We start from the raw sequence: 18,686 nt of genomic DNA on the forward strand, positions 1-18,686 counted from the left end.
AAGGGGGGACTAAGGGGGGATCGGCACCCCCCTTATCAAGGGGGGCAGGGGGGATCGAACCTAAAATCCATTTTTAATTTAATTATAACCAGCTACTTAACATAAAGTTTGATAATAACTGTGGTATAACTTCACAAGAACTTGATATTATTATTACAATAGTCTCAAAAACAATGATCGAATTAAGTCCCGCCGCCGCTAGAGAAATTGAACGTTGGAGTCAAAGCCGTCGTCTGACTGGTTCCTATCTGCGTTTGGCAGTAAAAAATGGTGGTTGTTCGGGACTTCACTATCATCTCGAATTAACCCCTATTGCGGCAGAAAACGATCGCTTTTATCAAAGTCAGGGTATTAATATTGTAGTCGATCCTGACAGCGATCGCTACCTACAAATTTTAAAATTAGACTATTCAGAAGATCTCATGGGTGGTGGTTTGCGTTTTACCAATGCCAACACCCAAAATACCTGCGGTTGTGGTCTTTCCTTTAGCGCTTAATTAACTGCTCCAAATAGCCAAGACAACTAAAAGCGCATTAACCAGATAAAAAGCTCCCACAATCTTCGTTTCCGTCCAACCACTTAATTCTAAATGATGATGAAAAGGAGCCATTTTTAATAATCTTTTGCCCTTGCCGTCGGGTCCTTTTGTGGCTTTATAATAGATAACCTGAGCGATTACCGAAAGAGATTCCAGAAAGAACAGACCACTAATTAAAAATAATCCCCAGAGATGTCCAGTAATTAAACCCACCGCAGCTAAAGCGCATCCTAAAGCGAGGGAACCCGTATCACCCATAAACACTTTAGCGGGGTTGCGGTTATGAAAAATGAAGCCTAGACAAGCACCAGCAAAACAAGTGCAGAAAATCGCCAAATCTGGATGACTAGGAGCGATAATAATGGCTAAACCCAAAAAAGCGATCGCACCTGTTCCCCCCGCTAATCCATCCACCCCATCGGTGAGATTAGTGGCGTTACTTTCAGCCACAAGGACAAATCCCGCCAAAATCCAGAAGAAAAAGCCCAAAGGAATGACTAATCGACCCCAAAGGCCGATATCGGTACTCACCTGATTGAACGACATCCAGAGGCAAAAAAGCACCGCCCCCGTTATCTGTAAAATTAACTTCATCCGGGGAGATAGGCCCTTATTCGACTTATAACGCAAAATTTGCCAATCATCTAACCAACCGATACCCATGTAAGCAAAAGTCAGCAAAGCAACCGCCACCACATTAGGAGTAAATTTAGACCAGATTAAAGCGAAAATAAGGGCTACTGGCACAAAAAAGCTGCCTCCCATCGTCGGGGTTCCTGCTTTCTTTAAATGGGCCTGGGGTCCATCTTCGCGCATGATCTGACCCATTTTCAAGCGCCGTAGCATCGGTACTACTTGACAGCCAAGACCAGCACTGATTAACGTTGTGGCCATCAGGGGGATTAACAGGGAATTAGTGGACTGAAAAAAAACTACTAACAGAAATAGTAATCCCGTTAGTAGAATCAGGAGATGGGTTCCAGTGGGTTTTTTAAAGATAGGGGCGGAAAAAATGTTAGCGTTCACGACTAAAGCGTCAGATAAGGGTAAAATTTGCCAAAGAAGACAGGATTAATCTTCATCTAAGACTAATTCGTCCTCGTCGTCATCATAACCGATATCATCGACATCCATCAGTTCAGATAGTTCCACATCTTCTTCGAGAGTCAGATCCGGTTCGGCGATTTTATCCCGGGGAATCATGCGATTATTTTTTTCTAACCACTCGACAATGGAAGCGTCTTTTTTTAGGGGAATAACCGCGGCCGGTTCGTAGCGGGGTTCTTGACGAATAGAAGGATTAAGCATAATCACTCGACGATTAACAGCAATCATTTCGAGTTTACCATGTCTTTTAAGGCTCTGATAATCTCTTGATTGGCCGCGGGGAAAGTGTAATTATCTAGTTCCTCGATAGTTACCCAGCGGATTTCTTCACATTCGATCGCTCTTGCTTGGCCGCTGAGATAACGACAGTTATATACTTGTAGATTAACCCGAAAATGACTATAGGTGTGGTCGATGGTGATTAAATGACTATCCACTGCGATGTCAATGCCAATTTCTTCTAATATCTCTCGTTTAATACATTCCTGCACCGTTTCATTGCCTTCGATTTTGCCGCCGGGGAATTCCCAAAAACCGCCTAGGAGTCCCTTGGCCAGACGGCGATCGATTAAAATTAAATCTCGATCATCTCTAATTACGGCCACACCGATTTGTTTAGAAGCTAAAGAGTCTGTTTCGGGAATCATAGTGGTTATTGGCGAAAAAATAGGAAAAAATAGTTAAAAACTGACTGCGGAGAATTGAGTCAAAAGATGATATAATGGAGAATTGTACGATTAACGATTAACAATGACAGTCAGTTCCGAATCAAAGTTTATTTTAAAAGTATTGTGGTTAGATCAGAACGTAGCGATCGCTGTAGATCAGGTGGTCGGCAAAGGAACTAGCCCCCTCACCGCTTATTTTTTCTGGCCGCGCAATGATGCTTGGCAACAACTGCAAGAGGAGTTAGAAGCAAAACACTGGATTGATGAGTCCGATCGCGTTGATGTTCTCAACAAAGCCACAGAAGTAATTAATTTTTGGCAAGAGTTACGCAATCAAGGCCGACAAATCACCATGGCCGATGCACAGTTAAAATTCCCCGAAGTTGTTTTTAGTGGTAGCAATTAATTTATCGAAAAAATCGGGTCTAAAACCTCGCCTTAAGGCGAAAAGTTTTTGGAGCGGGGCATAAATCCCCGTGACAAAAACGGCCTCCTGCCCCCTGCCTCCGTTAAGTCCGACTACTTAACTGATAACTGATAACTGATAACTGATAACTGAAAATTAATCGGGTAGGTTTATATAAACCCGCCCGATTTTGCTTTAATTTAATTTGATTTGGTTGGGTTTAAACCGATACTAAACCGCCAGCGGCCTGGTATCTAGCGCGAGCTTTGCGCCATGATTGTTGCGCTTGGATAGTTTTGCGACGGTCATCCCCTTTACTGACTTCATCGAGACGAGTTTGGGCCCGTTCGTATTCGGCGCGAGCTTTTTCCTTATCGATTTTTGAGCCTAATTCCGCCCCATTAACGAGGACTTTGATCTCATTATTTTCGACTTCGGCAAAACCGCCCAAAACCGCGATATTTTCCCAGTCTTTCCCCGGTCGAATTCGCATTACGCCAATATTCAGGGCAGTTAATAAAGGAGCGTGACCGCTAAGAATACCTAATTGTCCCGTGGAACTGGGTAGGATTACTTCTTCGGCCACGTTATCCCAGACAATGCGATCGGGTGTAATAACCCGTACTGTAATGCTCATTGGTGATAATAACGATAATTTTGGCAGATTTCTGGGTTAAGTAACCGCTAAACGCGGTTACTACTGACTTTTAATTAGCCTTTTTTGAGTTTTTCGCCTTTAGCGATCGCTTCATCGATATTGCCGACCATATAGAACGCTTGTTCGGGTAAGCGATCGAGTTCACCTTTGAGGATCATCTGGAAGCCTTTGATCGTATCAGCGAGGGTAACGTATTTACCTGGGGAACCGGTGAACACTTCCGCCACGAAGAAAGGTTGCGAGAGGAAACGCTCAATTTTGCGAGCGCGGTCAACGGTGAGACGATCTTCTTCCGACAATTCGTCTAAACCGAGAATAGCGATGATGTCCTGTAACTCTTTATAGCGTTGCAGGGTAGATTGAACAGCGCGAGCGGTGCCGTAGTGTTCATCACCGACGATATCAGCTTGGAGCATGGTGCTGGTGGAACCGAGGGGATCTACCGCCGGATAGATACCTTTGGAAGCCAGACCCCGGGATAGTACAGTAGTTCCATCCAAGTGAGCGAAGGTAGTAGCGGGAGCGGGGTCAGTCAAGTCATCCGCCGGTACATAGACCGCTTGGATGGAAGTGATCGATCCCTCTTTGGTGGAGGTAATCCGCTCTTGCAGGTCGCCTACGTCAGTGCCGAGGGTGGGTTGGTATCCTACCGCAGAAGGCATCCGACCGAGGAGCGCCGATACTTCCGAACCAGCTTGCACGAAACGGAAGATATTATCAATAAATAAGAGTACGTCTTGCTTGCTGACATCGCGGAAATATTCGGCCATGGTCAAAGCAGAGAGACCGACGCGCATTCTCGCTCCAGGGGGTTCGTTCATCTGACCGTAAACGAGGGCAATTTTCGAGTCTTCGGGGTTATCAGCGTTGATTACCTTCGATTCGATCATCTCGTTGTAGAGGTCGTTTCCTTCGCGGGTTCTTTCACCCACACCGCCAAAAACCGAGACACCCCCGTGTTGAATGGCGATATTGTTGATTAATTCCATCATAATGACGGTTTTGCCCACACCAGCACCCCCAAAGAGGCCGATTTTGCCACCTTGACGGTAGGGGGTGAGCAAGTCAATTACCTTGATACCGGTTTCAAAAACCGTCGGTGTTACCTCAAGATCGACTAATTTGGGAGCGGGACGGTGAATAGGAGAGGTTTCGGTGACGTTAACCGGTCCTTTTTCGTCCACGGGTTCACCAAGAACGTTAAAAATCCGACCGAGGGTGCATTTACCCACGGGAACGCTAATCGCTGCGCCGGTATCCACGATATCCATACCGCGCACTAAACCATCGGTGGTACTCATGGCAACAGCCCGCACTTGGTTATCACCGAGTAACTGTTGCACTTCACAAGTAACCGATAGATTTTGACCAGCGGAGTTGGTTCCTTTTACGGTTAAGGCATTATAAATACGGGGCAGTTTGCCACTGGGAAATTCGGCATCGATGACAGGACCGATGATCTGGACGATTTTACCAACGTTAGTTTCTGTTGTCGCTACCATTGTTTATGTCTACTCTGGGTTTTAGCTGATAACTCCCACAAGGGGAAAGTCTTAATTTTTTGTAAAATTAGCCAATACACAGCTTATCACGCTAGGGGATCAGATCAGTTATTTTCGCTATCAGCCCTCAGCAGTCGGTCGTCACGAGACTCGGAGACAGGAGATTATTTTATTTGTTCCCCCCACTTCCCGCTTCCCACTCCCCGCTTCCCGCTCCCTGCTTGACAAACACAGGGGTTTGCCTTTAATTGAACGTTACCTCATGTCTCAAGGAGAAGATGGCCACAGTGTCGAGGGTTTAATTGCTCAAGATATAGGTTGGGATTTTTAAGGGGAAACTCTCTTTTAAAATTGGCGTTTACTTTTGATTTTATTACTCAATCCAAGCTTTTGGGGGGTTGGGGGAAGTCGCTGAGTCTCAAATTAAATTAATTAAGCTTGAACAAATGCCAGAAAAAGCGACATTTTTTAAGGGATTACAGATACCAAAATACCATTTTAATTTCTATAAGTCATACAAAAATTTAGGTTAAGATGACCTCCGAGGATGAATTAATCTGATTTTTGACGCTTTCTAGTAAAAGTTGATACAAAAAATGAGGTGTTTTTTGATTGGCTAATTCCAGACTATTCTGATAAATTTTAACAGCAGATTCATCATTAATCATTCGATAGTGAATGATTTTTGTCCATTCTGGTGCAGTTATCATTAATTGAGGAATCACTTCAATAAAAGCCTGTATTTGTTGTTGGGGTTCAAAATCTTCTAAAAAATGCAATAAACTAAACATAATTTCAGGATGTTCACAGTTATCATCTAGGATAAGATGTAAGTCTTTTAAATCTTTATCATCAGGATATTTGGCAAGTTTTTTTAATGTTTCCTCAAATAAGTTAATTTCTTGGGGTGTTTTCATTAAGCGATTCTCTTGTAGGATTTTTATTAAATTCATGGGGTTGTTGCTCCTTGATCAAAAAAGGTTGACCAAGTAGTTTTATTAAGTTGAATGAGTTCTTGTAATCCCTTTCTAATATCTGCATTATATAATCCTTGACCTAGATAAATTGAGCGAATATCCCAAACTTCTTGTGCTAAGGTTTGTCGAGGGGAAAGAGTTAAGTCTGGACTTTTACCATAAGATAAGGTTTGACGATGACGACCTCCTTTTCCGGGGGATAAGTGTTCCATCATGATAGCAATTCCTTGATTAGTTGTGTAACCTTTGATTTTCGCTTTCATATACGCATTGGATGGTAGATGATGAGGGGTTAAGTTATCTCCTCTACGACCTAATTTTAACAAGTCGCCGTATGTCCCGACTTTTCCTTCTCCTGTCAGTAGTTTAAATTGAGTGATGTTGTCTCCTTATGATTATTTTAGGCCATAGGTTGATCATAGGTGAATAAAAATCTTATCACTCTTCTATCTCGGAAAATCCCTGTCAACACATAAGTGCTGAAACTCCTATTTTATAAGCGAGCGCTCGCCTATTTTCTAACAACAACTCGAAAATTTAGTTTCTGTTAGTTATTGATCACCCGAAAGCTTGCCCCGAAAGAAAGCTAGAATTTAGACACGATCAGAGCTTTTTCCTGATAATTAAGCTTCAATGACCCATTTTCCTCTTTTCCCCCTGCTCCCCTCTTCCCAACCCAAAAAAGTAAGGCAGGCCTTAGCCTACCTTAAAACAAAGCGAGGTTGATCAACTTTGAAGATGCCGATGCAGTGGATGGAATTGGACTCATACCATATATTGGCGATTATAACAAGGGTTTTGCTGCTTGCATGGATTCAAATAAAAAATAATTTAAAGCTTGACCATAGATTTTAGTCTATATACTGAAACACAAGAACTATCTCCTGTCAAATTTTCAAGGGACAGCTTTACTGAGACGCACTCCCTTCCCTCAACCGTCCGGGAGAATTGTGCTGTAAGATATCTTCAGTTTCAATTGTTTAGGCTCGCAATCGTAGATGAGAATAAATTTCGGTAGCTTTTGCGGCAATCTCAGGAAATTATCGGTTAATTATATGAATTCTGGTAAAATTATCGCCATTATCACGGGAGCGATTTCGATTTTAATCGCCGTTGCCTATTTAATCCTAGTCCAGATTCTGGACTTTCGCACCGAGATGATTCCCGCTCCCCTAGAAGTTATTTTTCCAGGATGGTAAAAATCGGGGTTGAACATTTTTCAACCCCGAAAAAAAGCAATTTTTGAGCGGATTAACCCACCGATTGTAACTGTAATTGCGAGAGAATATCGCTCTGCTCAGAGCGCTGATGACTAGAGACTGTCACCACACCGTCCGCAGTTACATCTAATAGCGCATGGTCTCCAGAATTGACTTTTCCCGATAACATCGCCTCGGCTAAACTATCCTCTAAGCGTCGAGTTAAAGCACGACGTAAAGGCCGCGCACCGTAGCTAGGATCATAACCCTCATTGATGACCAAATCCTTGAAAGCGGCGGTAACTTCCACAGAAATGCCTTTTTCTGTCAATTGTTTGGCTATATCTGCGATCAGAATATCGGCAATCTGGGTAACTTCTTCGCGAGTTAACTGTCGGAAAACAATGATTTCATCGAGACGGTTGAGAAATTCGGGACGGAAATATTGTTTTAACTCGTCTGTCACCCGATTAGAAATCTGTTGGTAACGCGATTGAGCAAAATCGTCAGCCATCTCGAATCCTAAGCTATTACCGCCTTTTTCGATGACTTTTGAGCCAATATTCGAGGTCATGATAATTAGGGTATTCTTAAAGTCCACCCGACGACCTTGGGAATCGGTCAAACGACCATCTTCTAACAGTTGCAGGAGAAGATTAAAAACATCGGGATGTGCTTTCTCGATTTCGTCAAACAAAACCACTCTATAGGGTTGACGACGCACAGCTTCCGTTAACTGACCACCTTCATTGTAACCGATGTATCCGGGAGGCGCACCAATTAACTTAGAAACCGTGTGGGATTCCATAAATTCCGACATATCTAGGCGAATCATACTGGATTCCGAGCCAAAGAGCAACTTAGCTAAGGCTTTCGTTAATTCAGTTTTACCCACTCCCGTGGGACCGGCAAAAATAAACGAGGCAATCGGACGGTTAGGATTCTTTAAATTTACTCGCGCTCGACGAATAGCACGAGAAACGGCATTTACTGCCTCCTGTTGACCAATAATCCGCTCGTGCAGTTGATATTCCAGATTTAAGAGCGATTCCGACTCAGTTTCAGTTAATTGGGTAACGGGAATACCAGTCCAAGCGGCGACAATTTGGGCGATTTCCTCCGCATCCACCACCGGAATTAAAGATTCGGGGTTAATTAGGGGTGATTCTTCGCTAACCTCCGCAGGACTTTTACTTTGTAGGGAATAGCGTAGATGGGTGCGGGATCCCGCTTCATCGAGAAGATCGATCGCTTTGTCCGGTAAAAAGCGATCATTGATATAGCGAGAGGATAGATGAACAGCAGCTTCGATCGCTTTTTGATCGTATTTTACCTGATGGAAATCCTCGTAGGTGGCTTTTAAACCGCGTAAAATCTCGATCGCTTGCTCTTTGGTCGGTTCTCCCACCATAACTGGCTGAAAACGTCTTTCTAGAGCCGCATCTCGCTCAATATGCTGTTTATACTCATCGAGAGTGGTTGCCCCTAAACACTGTAACTCGCCGCGAGCTAAAGCAGGTTTAAGCAGGTTAGAAGCATCCATAGCTCCCCCCATGCTACCAGCACCCACAAGAGTGTGAATTTCATCAATAAACAGGATAATACTGCCCGATTTGCGAACTTCCTCCACGATACCCTTTAAACGTTCCTCAAAATCGCCGCGAAAACGGGTTCCCGCCAGTAAAGACCCCATATCGAGGGCAATTACCTGTTTATCCTGCAAAAGTTCGGGAATATCGCCACTATGGATGCGTTGTGCTAACCCTTCAGCGATCGCTGTTTTGCCTACCCCCGGCGCACCCAGTAAAATCGGGTTACTTTTGGTACGACGGCCTAAAATTTGGACAACTCGCTCGATTTCTGGCTCTCTACCGATTACAGGGTCAATTTTGCCATTTTTGACCTCTTGGCTTAAATTGCGACCATATTGGGCTAAAATACCGCCTTGGGGAGCATTTTTCTGGTCTTCATAGTCACTGCTTGCCGTGAAGCGACCACTAGCGACTTTTTCCCCAGCATTTTTCAGTAAAAGGCCGCGAAGTTTGATCAAATCAACACCCTGCATAATTAAAATTTTAGCGGCTAGGGATTCGGGATCGGCGGTGATAGCGAGTAATAGATGTTCAGGTGCGATCGCCTGTTCCCCTAATTGTCGAGCTTCCTGAAATGCTTGCTCGAACATCTTTTTCGCTTTCGGGGTAAAAGGGATATTAACGGGACTGTAACCGCTGCCACGGCCGGTCATTCCTTCAATCAGGCGGCGACTTTCGTGCAGGGTGACTTTTAAATCCTTGAGAATTAAGGCTGCGGCGGCGGTGGCTTCTCCTATCAATCCTAACAGTAAATGCTCCGTACCCACGACACTGTGACCGGCACGACGGGCTTCTTCTTGGGCGAACATCACCGCTTTGATAGCTTTCTGGTTAAAGTATTCAAACATGATCGACGGCTTCCTGGCTACTGGGCTTTACTTGTTACTGTAACGTTTTCTTTACATTAGCTGGAAGGGGGATATCCGTATCAGTAGGGTGGGTTAGTCAGTGGTGAGTTTGGGCGATGCTTAAAATCCTTAACAAAAATTAAGGCTGCTGGCAGTTATAACCTAACCCCTGTGCAACTGTCGCTCTACAAAACTAATGCAGAAATGATAATTATTGATGTACCATATAAGGCGCGATAACTGAGGACGTAAGGATTGAAAAGGCTGCCAGCCAAGTTTTTTCGAGCCGAAGGTGGGTCGGAGCCAGTCAAAGATTGGTGGAAAACTCTCAGCCGTGAAGATTGCCGGATTATTGGCAGCGATATCAAGGACGTAGAGTTTAGCTTTCCCATCGGCTGCCCCTGTGCCGTTCACTTTCATCAAGAAGTCCCAAAAAAAACCAAAACAGGAAATCGATTTAGCTCTCAATCGTAAGAAGGAACAGAAAAAATATGACCCCTAACCCCCATACTGGCTCCGATTTCGATGATTTTCTCAAAGAAGAAGGTCTAGGAGGACTGTAGTGCGGTGGCACTCAAACGGTTACGGTTGCGGCAGTTGGCTGAGGAGATGAAACGGCTCTCTCTGACGAAAACGGAGATGGCGGCGCGGATGCAGACCAGTCGAGCGCAACTTGACCGCCTCCTCGACCCCGAAAAGACGGGCGTTTCCCTCGATACTATCCAACGGGCGGCTTCTGTGGTGGGCCGCCAATTGCGAATCGAGTTGCTCTGAGGGAAGTCAGAAAGTTCGGAGTGCCGCAGATGAAATTACCCAACGGGGAACTGGCAGAAATCTCGATGGAAAAACTGATTGGCTATTGCTTAAATCCAGAACATTCCAGGGGAAAAAATAAAGCCAGAGTCTTTCGCTCTCGTCTGGGAATAACTGCCGAGAACGCTGAGGTTTTGCGATCGCTCATCTCACAGGCTGCCCTGGAGGGGGAAGTTGTGCAACAAGCGGTCACGGAATTCGGCCAGCAGTTTAAAGTGGATTGGACGATACCAAAACGGGAAGGAACACAACTGCGAACTATCTGGGAAATCAGCTTAATTAATCCTAACCCTCGCCTAATTTCTGCCTTTATCAAGTAAACTACCATGAAAGACATCAAACTCTTAGATCCGGTTGCCATCCTCAACTCCGTCCCTCGGGAGCGATTGACTTTAGTTGAGCCAGATTATGAAGCTGTCCCCAGCTTGCCAAGCGGACAGGTGGGAACGGTGGTTGAGGTGTATGAAAAAGGTTCGCGCTATCAATATTTAGTGGAATTTTCTGACAGTCAGGGGCGGGAATATGCGATGGCTATTCTGCCAGGCGATGAGCTTCTGGTCTTGCATTATGAACTGGAGGCGGCGTAAATTCTGCTTAAGGGAAAACACTTATGGCTCAAGTAAAAGTTTTCTATGAACCGGAAATCGCACTTAACAATTATGTTCTAGCATATATTTTTTTAGTACGGCATTAATTAAAGTCTGATATTTTTTGGGAAATTGCTGTTTATACCAAGCAACAACTGAGGGTTCAAGCTGCAGAGTTACAGGAACTTTTAGAGGAGAATTAACAGTAGCTTCTTGCCAAAATTCGGCATCAGTAGCAGCTACATCTGAATAATCTATATCAGAATCTTTCATCTGACCAAGGATATTTAATTGTTCCTCTCTCGACATACTCATAATAAATTCCCCTTTCCTCTGCATTAGCGCGTCTTGTAGATATAAGCCGTATTTTCTGTTCTCGTAGAGTGTACACTGCAACTAGGACAAATTCTCCTAAAAGTCCCAAAGCGATTAATCTTTCTTCGCCGTAGTCTCTGCGATTATCAGGTTTTGATATCCAGACTCCTGAAAAGATTTCCTTGGCAAAATTAAAGTCGATCCCGTGTTTTTCAATATTGATGTTGTTCTTTTGGTCATCCCACTCGAACTCCATCTTTTCACTCTAACTCCATAAACTAAGAAATTATACTGCGATCGCAAGCGATGTATAATACACCCTCCCAACTACCAAGATAACCTCTAAGTCTAGAAATCATGCCTACCGGGGAGATGCAAGACTTAACAACAGTTAATAAATAATTACCTAACAATGTTAGCGAAATTTTGAACCCTATTATCGAATCTGACACACCGCGCCACAATCCCTCACGGAAGGCGATAGGTCGCCTGAGAAGCAGTAAAACAGGGGAAAATACCTGAAACTCTTTCCCCTGTGAATCCCTAAGCTAGGGAGAAGAATATAAAGATTTATTAAATTGTAGCTTTTGCTACAGTTGTGGGGGGGGAGTGTGTATGCTTCTGCTATCTCCCTTTGGTGTTGGGTTGGGGTGCTGCTTGATCTAGCTACGAGGGAGGGCGATCGCACTACCCGCAATTTCAACAATGGCATGGGCAAGGATGCGCGAGTCTATCTCGATTCGATAGAAACACTACTAAAAAGATTAATATTCATTATGGGTTGGAGAAATTCACTTTTACTAACATTGTTGATTTTGGTTGTTGGCATTGGTCTTGGAGCGATTACAGGAAGTCCTATAATGCGTGGACTTGTCTTCTGGACAGCACTTTGGGCAGCAATTGATTCCCATAGAATAGAAATTCATAAGTATAAAATTACAGGATCATTCGTACCATCATTTGGTAATTCATGGTCAGTTTTTTTGTTTTTACTTCTCCTTTGGGTGTATTGTTTTCCTGCCTATTTGATTATTAGAGGAAAGATTCTTAAAGGAATTATACCTTTAAGAAACGAAGACGAATAAGGCTACCAATCAATCCAGACTAACTCCCCTCTCCTGCTCCCAGAGGGGTTGGGGGAGAGGTCAAATCATCAAACTATTATCTATCAACGAGTTGCTCATCGCCAAGAAATTTATAAATTTTTCCCTTAGTGCGATAACATGATCTTGTATGGTATTTTCTTCAACCGCAAACTGAAACCTTCCCAATATACCGAAAAAGAAACCACAAAAGCCAGCTAAATTGTTTCTAAAAATACCATAAATGCCCCTTCATTCAGTCAGTTGAGGAGGGGAATTTATATCGTATTTTTATGTTATCTTGGGGGTATTTATACCGTTTTGCGGAAGGCAAAAGTCTTATACCATAAACTTTTCACGTTCCTAGTATGTGCCTCACTCATTCGCAAATTGCTATATTTTTACAATCCAAGTCAATCATTTTCAGTCTATACTGTTACCAGTGTAAAATAAATAAGAGGGGTTATTCATAATGAGTCCACATCCGTATAACTTTGACAACCTTCTCTTCTGGAATAACCTGATAAACCAAACGATGCTGAATATTAATACTTCGGGAATAATAGCTCGCTAAATCGCCACTGAGTTTCTCATAAACAGGATAAGATTGATACGGATTTGACTTAAGAATATTTAATAACTCGTTAGCTTGTTTTGCCAACCAAGTACGAGCCAGCTTTTCAGCATCTTTTTTCGCTTGTTTGGTAAAAACCAACTGCCAATTATCCATTTAAAATTGCTCTGATACCCGCCTCATCCACACAATCTTCAATAGAAGTGTTGCCACCTTCAATAATTGAATCTACCATACCAGGAATAGAATACAAATAAAGCGTTTCTTGAATAGAGTTCCAATCTTCCTCAGCAATTAAAATAGCATTCTTTTTCGTACCAGATAACAAAATCGGTTGATGATTATCATTGGTATCATTCACTAATTCATCAATTTGTTCTTTGGCTTCAGTAACAGTAACAATTTTCATGTAGCTATCCCTTAAATTAACAACAAGAGTGCAACCGATTCTAACACAAGTCAACTATTATTCAGGATAATAGCACCTTTTCTAAATATTTGTCAAATTTATTTTTGCTTATTCTCGTTGCCAATTCTTGATAAGTTGCCTTGCTCTGAAGAATGGTACATTGACTGATTGATTACTTTTCTGGGTGTTCCTAGTGGATTGAGTAAAGCACTAATAAAAACATTGGTATCTATAACAACTCGATTAGTCTGAGTAAAACTCCTAGTTTGGGTTGAAGCATGAAACCCAACAACTTCCCGGAATATTTTCACAATCTTGGTTGGGTTTCGCCTTGTGAGCCGATTGGTAATACCTGCTCAATAATGATAGCTCAACCCAACCACCTTGTTCCTAGAGATTTACACTTTTTGTTATCTCTGATCAAGGGTTGCGCTTGCTTTGGTTTAACCTGAGCGACTTAGTTTTTGCTGCGCTTTTTTCCGGCTTGAGATTTTGAGTTTTACGGCAACCGCTTGAGTTTTTTTGAATTACCCCTTGACAATCAAGACAGTCGCTACGGCTGATAACTGATAACTGACTTCTAACCCAATTTTGGACAAAGATAAGCAAAAATTATTTATTGACTCCACAAACTTGAGAATATTTAAATTAACATTTCGCAATATTTACAAATTCTTAAGAATTAATTGAGAAAGATTTTTATTTAACAACGATGTTATGATGGTCACAGCGATTTTACTGAATTTCATAATGGGTTGTTTTGTGCTTTTTTGGGCAGCAATGGTTGAAACCCTTGCCACATCTACAGGGTAATCCTAATTAAGAAGGGTAAATTAGTCAATTTCACGCATAACGATGATCTTTTTTTTGTGTAGTTTTATTGCAAAAAAAAAGTTTTTTTGACAAAAAGCACAAAGTATGATGGGTGCGTCAAAGTATTTCCGGCTGCGAGTAATTATTGCAGAGTTAGGTCAAAATCAGGGGATTTCCTGTTTTCAAGTGATGAAATACAGAAAAGCAGCAATTCGATCGAGAAATCGATAAAAACAGCCTAGACTAGAAAAAGAATCCTCTATCCTGACAGCTATCCTGTGGAGATTACTTTTTTAGGAACCAGTTCCGGGGTTCCCACTCGTTCGCGTAATGTCTCTAGTATCGCCCTTCGTTTGCCGCAACGGGCGGAAATATGGCTGTTTGACTGTGGAGAAGGAACTCAACACCAGTTACTGCGTAGCGACCTGAAAAGTTCCCAAATCCGACGCATTTTTATCACCCATATGCACGGGGATCATATCTTTGGTTTAATGGGATTGTTAGCCAGTATTGGATTAGCCGGTTCTGCTCAGGATATTGATATCTACGGACCCCCCGGACTAGGGGACTATCTGCGTGCTTGTGCTAAGTATTCCTATACTAATTTAGCCAATCGGGTGCGTGTCCATCCCATTTCCCCCGGCATACTCTACGAAGATGAAGAATTTACCGTCTCCTGTCAGCTATTAAAACATCGTATTCCTGCCCATGGTTATCGTATCGCCGAAAAAGACCGTCCTGGACGTTTTGATGTGGAAAAAGCCAACGCTTTAGGTATTCCCCCCGGACCAATTTACGGCAAGCTGAAAAAAGGAGAAACTGTCACCCTCCCCGATGGCAGCAAAATTCGCGGTCAGTCCCTCTGCGGAGAAACGGAAATCGGCCGTAAAATTGCCTACTGTACCGATACTATTTTCTGTGAAGGATCGATCGAATTGGCACAAAATGCAGATGTGCTAATTCATGAGGCGACTTTTGCACACCAAGATGCCGGATTAGCCTTTGAAAGTGTTCACTCCACTTCGACGATGGCAGCCCAGGTGGCCTTGGCAGCCCAGGTAAAATTGTTATTAATGACCCATTTTAGTCCCCGTTATCTACCGGGGAATTCTCTGGATATTTCCAATCTGTTAGAGGAAGCGCGGGCAATTTTTCCTAACACTAAATTAGCCTACGATTTCCTCACCTACGAAGTCCCCCGCAACCGTCAAGAAATCGCCTTAGGAGTTAAGTAATTATGCCAGCAGCAGTAGAAGAAAAAAGCATGGTTCCCACGGTTTTAGTGGGTATTGGTGGCACGGGTAACGAGATTTTATCGCGCTTGCGTCGCTTAATCGAGGAAAGTTATGGCAGTTTGAGCAATTTTCCGATTGTCAGTTTTTTGGTGGTTGACACGGATAAGGATTATAAAATCAGTAATCCTGAAGCTGCTGGCAGTGCTTTTAAAGATAACGAAAAACACTGGGCCCGGGTGAGTGGAAAACAGGTACAGGAGATGGTATCTGATATGGATAGATATCCCTGGATTAATAGTTGGTTTCCCCCGGAATTAGAGAGAAATATTACTTCCCTGGAAGCGGGAGCGGGACAAATTCGCGCCTGTGGTCGTTTTGCTTTATTTTGTAATTATCATGAGATCCAAAGAAAATTTCTAGACGCGGTGAGACGGGTAAAAGGACAAGAAAACTTTATGCTTGATCGCTATGGAATTAAAGTTAGTAATAGTGCTATTAATGTCTTTACTACGGGGTCTTTAAACGGTGGTACGGGTAGCGGAATGTTAATCGATCTAGGTTACTGTATTCGTAATTGGTTACGAGGGGAAAGTAGTCCTTTGAGTACGGCAATTGTTCCGACTCCTGAAGCATTTGCGGGGATTAGTGTCGGCGATCGAGTTTTGGCTAATGGTTACGCTGCCTTGATGGAATTGAATTACTTTTCTGACTACAGAACTGAATATCAGCAACAGTTTAGCAGCGGTTTAGTCGATGAAGTGGTTAGTAAATTACCCCCCTTTGATTTTACCTATTTAGTGGGGACAAAAAACGGCGAAGGTGATTTTAAACTCGGTCAAATTCGGGAAATGATCGCCCAAAATATCTTCCTAGATATGACCTCTGATTTTGCCCCCCATAAACGTTCTATTAGAGATAATATTAAGGGTTCTTGGGCGCAAGCTGACCCGGGGGGACGCGGTTATCCTAAGCAATTTATGAGTTTTGGACTATCAACTATTGAAATTCCTATTGCCCAAATTCGTGCTTCCTTATCGGAACGTTTAGCCAAAGATTTAATTAATTGGTGGCTGAATGATTCCGTGATTTTACCCGCTCAAATGTTGGACTTAGTAAGAGGTGATATCCTCAAAAAAATGCGCTTGAGCGAAGGGGAATTAATTATGGATTTATGTGCCGACAAGGATCGCTCTTTAATTGCCATAATCTCCCAATGGATTAACGAAACTCGTCAGGAAATCAATCAAGATAATTGGCTCTCTTGTACCAAACAGGGTGTTAATATTTTAGGCAATGAACAGGGAAAAATTCTGCAGTTTATTAATGATTATTTAACGCCAAGAGTCGAGGAATTTAAACGCAATCATTTACTAGAATTGAGTCCCGATGAACGGATGCACGGCGATTATCTGAAAAAGATTTATAGTAACCGAGATGAAATTATTCAACGGGGTAAAAAGTCCCTAGAAATGGAGTTTTATAATATCCTTGAGGATCGGAACCGTGGGGTAAAATTTGCCGAGAGTTTTATTTTTTTAGTACGACAAATCTTCACCGACATAGCGGAAAAATTCCGTCGCGATCAAGAACAGGTTTGGAGTCAAAACGAAAGTAAACGTCAACGAGAATACGACACAGCCTTGGCAGAAATTAATGATATGAAAGATAAACTTCATATCTCAAAAAAAGATAAGATGGAAGAATATTGTGAACAAGCTTTAACGGGATTGGAAGGCTATTTAATGGCCAATATTCAACGAAAAACCAGAGGTGCGGGAGTAGAGGTTATTAATCGTTTACTGGAACATCTTAATCAATTAGAAAGCCGTTTTAATCGCTTTCGTCAGAAGTTAATTCAAAGTCGCGATCTATTTAATCTGCAAGCTAACCAACAGATTGATAGTGCCGATGCTTTGTTAATTAATGGGATTAAATTATTTGATAGACAAGAATTAAATGGTCTTTATCAAGACTTTATCGAACAATTTGCTTCGGGGATTGCTGGTAACAAAAACGCCTACGATACGGGTATGGATAACCTTTGTTTACCTCTCTCAGAAGAGATTTTAAAGCAATCTAGTCCCCTCTGGAAAGAAACGCGGCGCTCCGATGAAAATATGCGTTTATTTGACATCACCGAGATTGCTGATATTCGTCAAGGTGATTTTCAAAAAGTTATCCTAAACCAAGCTAATCAACTCCTACAAAATGCTCCCGCTAGTAGTCGCATTCAGAAGGAATTGGCCGCTTGTGATCGCTTGTTAAAAATCTATAACAACGATGCCGATATTATCAATAATCTTCGCATTGCCTACCAAAAATCGCGACCCCTAATTATGCTTAATCCTGCGGTTTTGCGGGGAAAAGATGCGGGTTTTACACCCCAATTAAATCAAAATGTGGCCCTGATTGGGGGAAGAAATACCAGTAACCCGGCAGCCCAAAAAATTATTCCGAAACTGCGGGAATTTATTGCCAACGAAGACGATATTAAACCCTTGGGAGACGTGGAAAAATATCGTCTTGTCTTCGTGCAGGAAATTGGCGGTTTTTCCCTACGTTGTCTCGAGGGAATGCGAGAGTTGCGCCAATCCTATCAGGACTGGAAAGGAGAATTTATTCTCGCCAAACGCGCCCAACAAATGGGGGAAAATCGCGATTTACCCATCCCCGTGCATATCCAAAAGGAACCGCCTTTCTGGGATGTTTTTCCCGAAGATCCGAGTATTTATCAATTGGTGGTAACAGCCCGAGCTTTGAAAGTGCTTTTCCCAGAAGTCAATCGAGTCACTAATGAGAAAACAATTCGCTATGAAATTAAAACCGCAACGGGATTAAAAAAAGTCGATATCGCCACCAGTTGGGAAGATGCGGTACAGGTGTTAGAAGTAAAAGCTTGTCGCGAAGATAAGGAAAAAATTCAAAGTCAGGTGACAGCTAAGTTACAGGCTGCAGCTACTCCGGAGAAAAAACAAGCTTTGTATCGGACTTTCATTGAATATTTACAACAACGTTCCGAGGAGTTAACAGGAGGAAAAGACAATACAGAATATAAACGGGAAGATGCAATTATTTTGCAGTTAATCCATAACTATAAGTTGGATAGCGCTGGAGAAATTCCTCTTTCTCCGGTGACGGAAGTGGCTAACCCAGCTTTAATTATCTGCGGTAATTGTGGACATAAAAACCCGCCCTCGTCTAATTTTTGTTCTAAGTGTGGGGCAAAATTAGTTAAGTAGAAATTAGGCAATTGCTTGTTTTTAGTCCTCGGATAACAGAAAAAGTGGGGGTGTTAGCTGGACTAACATCCCCCAAAGTGAAAATTTTCGGGAAAAATTGCCTAATAGCGAAAAAACTGGATT

General features: G+C 42.6%; 22 protein-coding genes and 1 pseudogene. 10 read left to right on the forward strand and 13 right to left on the reverse strand.

The window, feature by feature from the left end; genetic code table 11:
• The first annotated feature begins 173 nt into the window (after positions 1–173).
• On the forward strand, positions 174–497 hold the full coding sequence (locus tag H6G40_RS05770) for a HesB/IscA family protein (protein ID WP_016514646.1): 324 nt from the start codon (positions 174–176) through the stop codon (positions 495–497).
• Here H6G40_RS05770 and mraY read toward each other — a convergent pair whose 3' ends face one another.
• Genes mraY through mutT form a run of 3 tightly spaced genes read right to left on the reverse strand, consistent with a single transcriptional unit; the run spans position 498 to position 2,293 of the window.
• Positions 498–1,565, reverse strand: a complete 1,068-nt coding sequence (gene mraY, locus H6G40_RS05775; RefSeq protein WP_069475137.1) for a phospho-N-acetylmuramoyl-pentapeptide-transferase — start codon at positions 1,563–1,565, stop codon at positions 498–500.
• Positions 1,566–1,610: 45 nt separating this feature from the next.
• A complete protein-coding gene (locus H6G40_RS05780; RefSeq protein ID WP_002735746.1) occupies positions 1,611–1,874 on the reverse strand; it encodes a DUF3134 domain-containing protein in 264 nt (87 codons plus the stop codon).
• Positions 1,871–2,293 (reverse strand): 8-oxo-dGTP diphosphatase MutT, encoded by a 423-nt coding sequence (mutT, locus tag H6G40_RS05785; protein WP_069475138.1) that lies wholly within the window; start codon positions 2,291–2,293, stop codon positions 1,871–1,873. Before mutT ends, H6G40_RS05780 begins: the two co-directional genes overlap by 4 nt.
• Positions 2,294–2,396: 103 nt before the next feature.
• On the opposite strand from mutT, the gene H6G40_RS05790 reads away from it, so the two are divergent.
• Positions 2,397–2,720: a 30S ribosomal protein PSRP-3 gene (locus tag H6G40_RS05790; protein WP_002736597.1), complete on the forward strand. Its 324-nt coding sequence runs from the start codon at positions 2,397–2,399 to the stop codon at positions 2,718–2,720.
• A 220-nt stretch (positions 2,721–2,940) separates the two neighbouring features.
• Here H6G40_RS05790 and atpC read toward each other — a convergent pair whose 3' ends face one another.
• The 4 genes from atpC to H6G40_RS05810 all read right to left on the reverse strand — a co-directional run bounded on the left by atpC (position 2,941) and on the right by H6G40_RS05810 (position 6,120).
• Entirely contained in the window at positions 2,941–3,357 is a 417-nt protein-coding gene (gene atpC, locus H6G40_RS05795) for an ATP synthase F1 subunit epsilon (protein ID WP_002735380.1), read from the reverse strand.
• Positions 3,358–3,431: 74 nt separating this feature from the next.
• Complete coding sequence (atpD, locus tag H6G40_RS05800) at positions 3,432–4,880, reverse strand: F0F1 ATP synthase subunit beta (RefSeq protein WP_002737987.1); 1,449 nt, start codon at positions 4,878–4,880, stop codon at positions 3,432–3,434.
• A gap of 524 nt (positions 4,881–5,404) precedes the next feature.
• Complete coding sequence (locus H6G40_RS05805) at positions 5,405–5,833, reverse strand: Imm30 family immunity protein (protein ID WP_002754861.1); 429 nt, start codon at positions 5,831–5,833, stop codon at positions 5,405–5,407.
• On the reverse strand, positions 5,830–6,120 hold the full coding sequence (locus H6G40_RS05810) for a hypothetical protein (protein WP_002737970.1): 291 nt from the start codon (positions 6,118–6,120) through the stop codon (positions 5,830–5,832). Before H6G40_RS05810 ends, H6G40_RS05805 begins: the two co-directional genes overlap by 4 nt.
• 792 nt (positions 6,121–6,912) lie before the next feature.
• On the opposite strand from H6G40_RS05810, the gene H6G40_RS05815 reads away from it, so the two are divergent.
• A complete protein-coding gene (locus H6G40_RS05815; protein ID WP_002737229.1) occupies positions 6,913–7,056 on the forward strand; it encodes a hypothetical protein in 144 nt (47 codons plus the stop codon).
• A 52-nt stretch (positions 7,057–7,108) separates the two neighbouring features.
• Here H6G40_RS05815 and H6G40_RS05820 read toward each other — a convergent pair whose 3' ends face one another.
• The gene (locus tag H6G40_RS05820; protein WP_190537396.1) at positions 7,109–9,496 is read right to left on the reverse strand and encodes an ATP-dependent Clp protease ATP-binding subunit; all 2,388 of its coding nucleotides are present in this window, start codon (positions 9,494–9,496) and stop codon (positions 7,109–7,111) included.
• Between the two features lie 255 nt (positions 9,497–9,751).
• Here H6G40_RS05820 and H6G40_RS05825 point away from each other — a divergent pair, with 255 nt between their 5' ends.
• The 4 genes from H6G40_RS05825 to H6G40_RS05840 all read left to right on the forward strand — a co-directional run bounded on the left by H6G40_RS05825 (position 9,752) and on the right by H6G40_RS05840 (position 10,896).
• A complete protein-coding gene (locus tag H6G40_RS05825; protein WP_199309365.1) occupies positions 9,752–9,970 on the forward strand; it encodes a hypothetical protein in 219 nt (72 codons plus the stop codon).
• A gap of 177 nt (positions 9,971–10,147) precedes the next feature.
• On the forward strand, positions 10,148–10,270 hold the full coding sequence (locus H6G40_RS23640) for a hypothetical protein (RefSeq protein ID WP_256094070.1): 123 nt from the start codon (positions 10,148–10,150) through the stop codon (positions 10,268–10,270).
• 29 nt (positions 10,271–10,299) lie between these two features.
• Entirely contained in the window at positions 10,300–10,629 is a 330-nt protein-coding gene (locus H6G40_RS05835; RefSeq protein WP_002756983.1) for a DUF6883 domain-containing protein, read from the forward strand.
• 6 nt (positions 10,630–10,635) lie between these two features.
• The gene (locus H6G40_RS05840; RefSeq protein WP_002765844.1) at positions 10,636–10,896 is read left to right on the forward strand and encodes a DUF4926 domain-containing protein; all 261 of its coding nucleotides are present in this window, start codon (positions 10,636–10,638) and stop codon (positions 10,894–10,896) included.
• Between the two features lie 63 nt (positions 10,897–10,959).
• Here the strand turns inward: H6G40_RS05840 and H6G40_RS05845 are convergent, their stop codons facing one another.
• Positions 10,960–11,169 carry a BrnA antitoxin family protein gene (locus tag H6G40_RS05845; protein ID WP_238142392.1) on the reverse strand — a complete coding sequence of 70 codons (210 nt, stop codon included), beginning with the start codon at positions 11,167–11,169 and terminating at the stop codon, positions 10,960–10,962.
• On the reverse strand, positions 11,156–11,467 hold the full coding sequence (locus tag H6G40_RS05850; protein WP_061430167.1) for a BrnT family toxin: 312 nt from the start codon (positions 11,465–11,467) through the stop codon (positions 11,156–11,158). Before H6G40_RS05850 ends, H6G40_RS05845 begins: the two co-directional genes overlap by 14 nt.
• Before the next feature lie 355 nt (positions 11,468–11,822).
• On the opposite strand from H6G40_RS05850, the gene H6G40_RS05855 reads away from it, so the two are divergent.
• Entirely contained in the window at positions 11,823–12,296 is a 474-nt protein-coding gene (locus H6G40_RS05855) for a hypothetical protein (RefSeq protein WP_253845440.1), read from the forward strand.
• A gap of 460 nt (positions 12,297–12,756) precedes the next feature.
• Here the strand turns inward: H6G40_RS05855 and H6G40_RS05860 are convergent, their stop codons facing one another.
• The 3 genes and pseudogenes from H6G40_RS05860 to H6G40_RS23895 all read right to left on the reverse strand — a co-directional run.
• The gene (locus H6G40_RS05860; protein WP_069475142.1) at positions 12,757–13,023 is read right to left on the reverse strand and encodes a Txe/YoeB family addiction module toxin; all 267 of its coding nucleotides are present in this window, start codon (positions 13,021–13,023) and stop codon (positions 12,757–12,759) included.
• A complete protein-coding gene (locus H6G40_RS05865) occupies positions 13,016–13,276 on the reverse strand; it encodes a type II toxin-antitoxin system Phd/YefM family antitoxin (protein WP_002736246.1) in 261 nt (86 codons plus the stop codon). Before H6G40_RS05865 ends, H6G40_RS05860 begins: the two co-directional genes overlap by 8 nt.
• 76 nt (positions 13,277–13,352) lie before the next feature.
• Positions 13,353–13,581, reverse strand: a pseudogene (locus H6G40_RS23895) (putative toxin-antitoxin system toxin component, PIN family); the annotation flags it as partial.
• Positions 13,582–14,367: 786 nt separating this feature from the next.
• Here H6G40_RS23895 and H6G40_RS05870 point away from each other — a divergent pair.
• On the forward strand, positions 14,368–15,324 hold the full coding sequence (locus tag H6G40_RS05870; RefSeq protein ID WP_002756024.1) for a ribonuclease Z: 957 nt from the start codon (positions 14,368–14,370) through the stop codon (positions 15,322–15,324).
• Between the two features lie 2 nt (positions 15,325–15,326).
• Entirely contained in the window at positions 15,327–18,563 is a 3,237-nt protein-coding gene (locus tag H6G40_RS05875; RefSeq protein ID WP_190537398.1) for a tubulin-like doman-containing protein, read from the forward strand.
• The last annotated feature ends 123 nt before the right edge of the window (positions 18,564–18,686 follow it).

It is taken from the genome of Microcystis viridis FACHB-1342, assembly GCF_014698335.1.
In the GTDB taxonomy this organism is placed as follows: domain Bacteria; phylum Cyanobacteriota; class Cyanobacteriia; order Cyanobacteriales; family Microcystaceae; genus Microcystis; species Microcystis ichthyoblabe_A.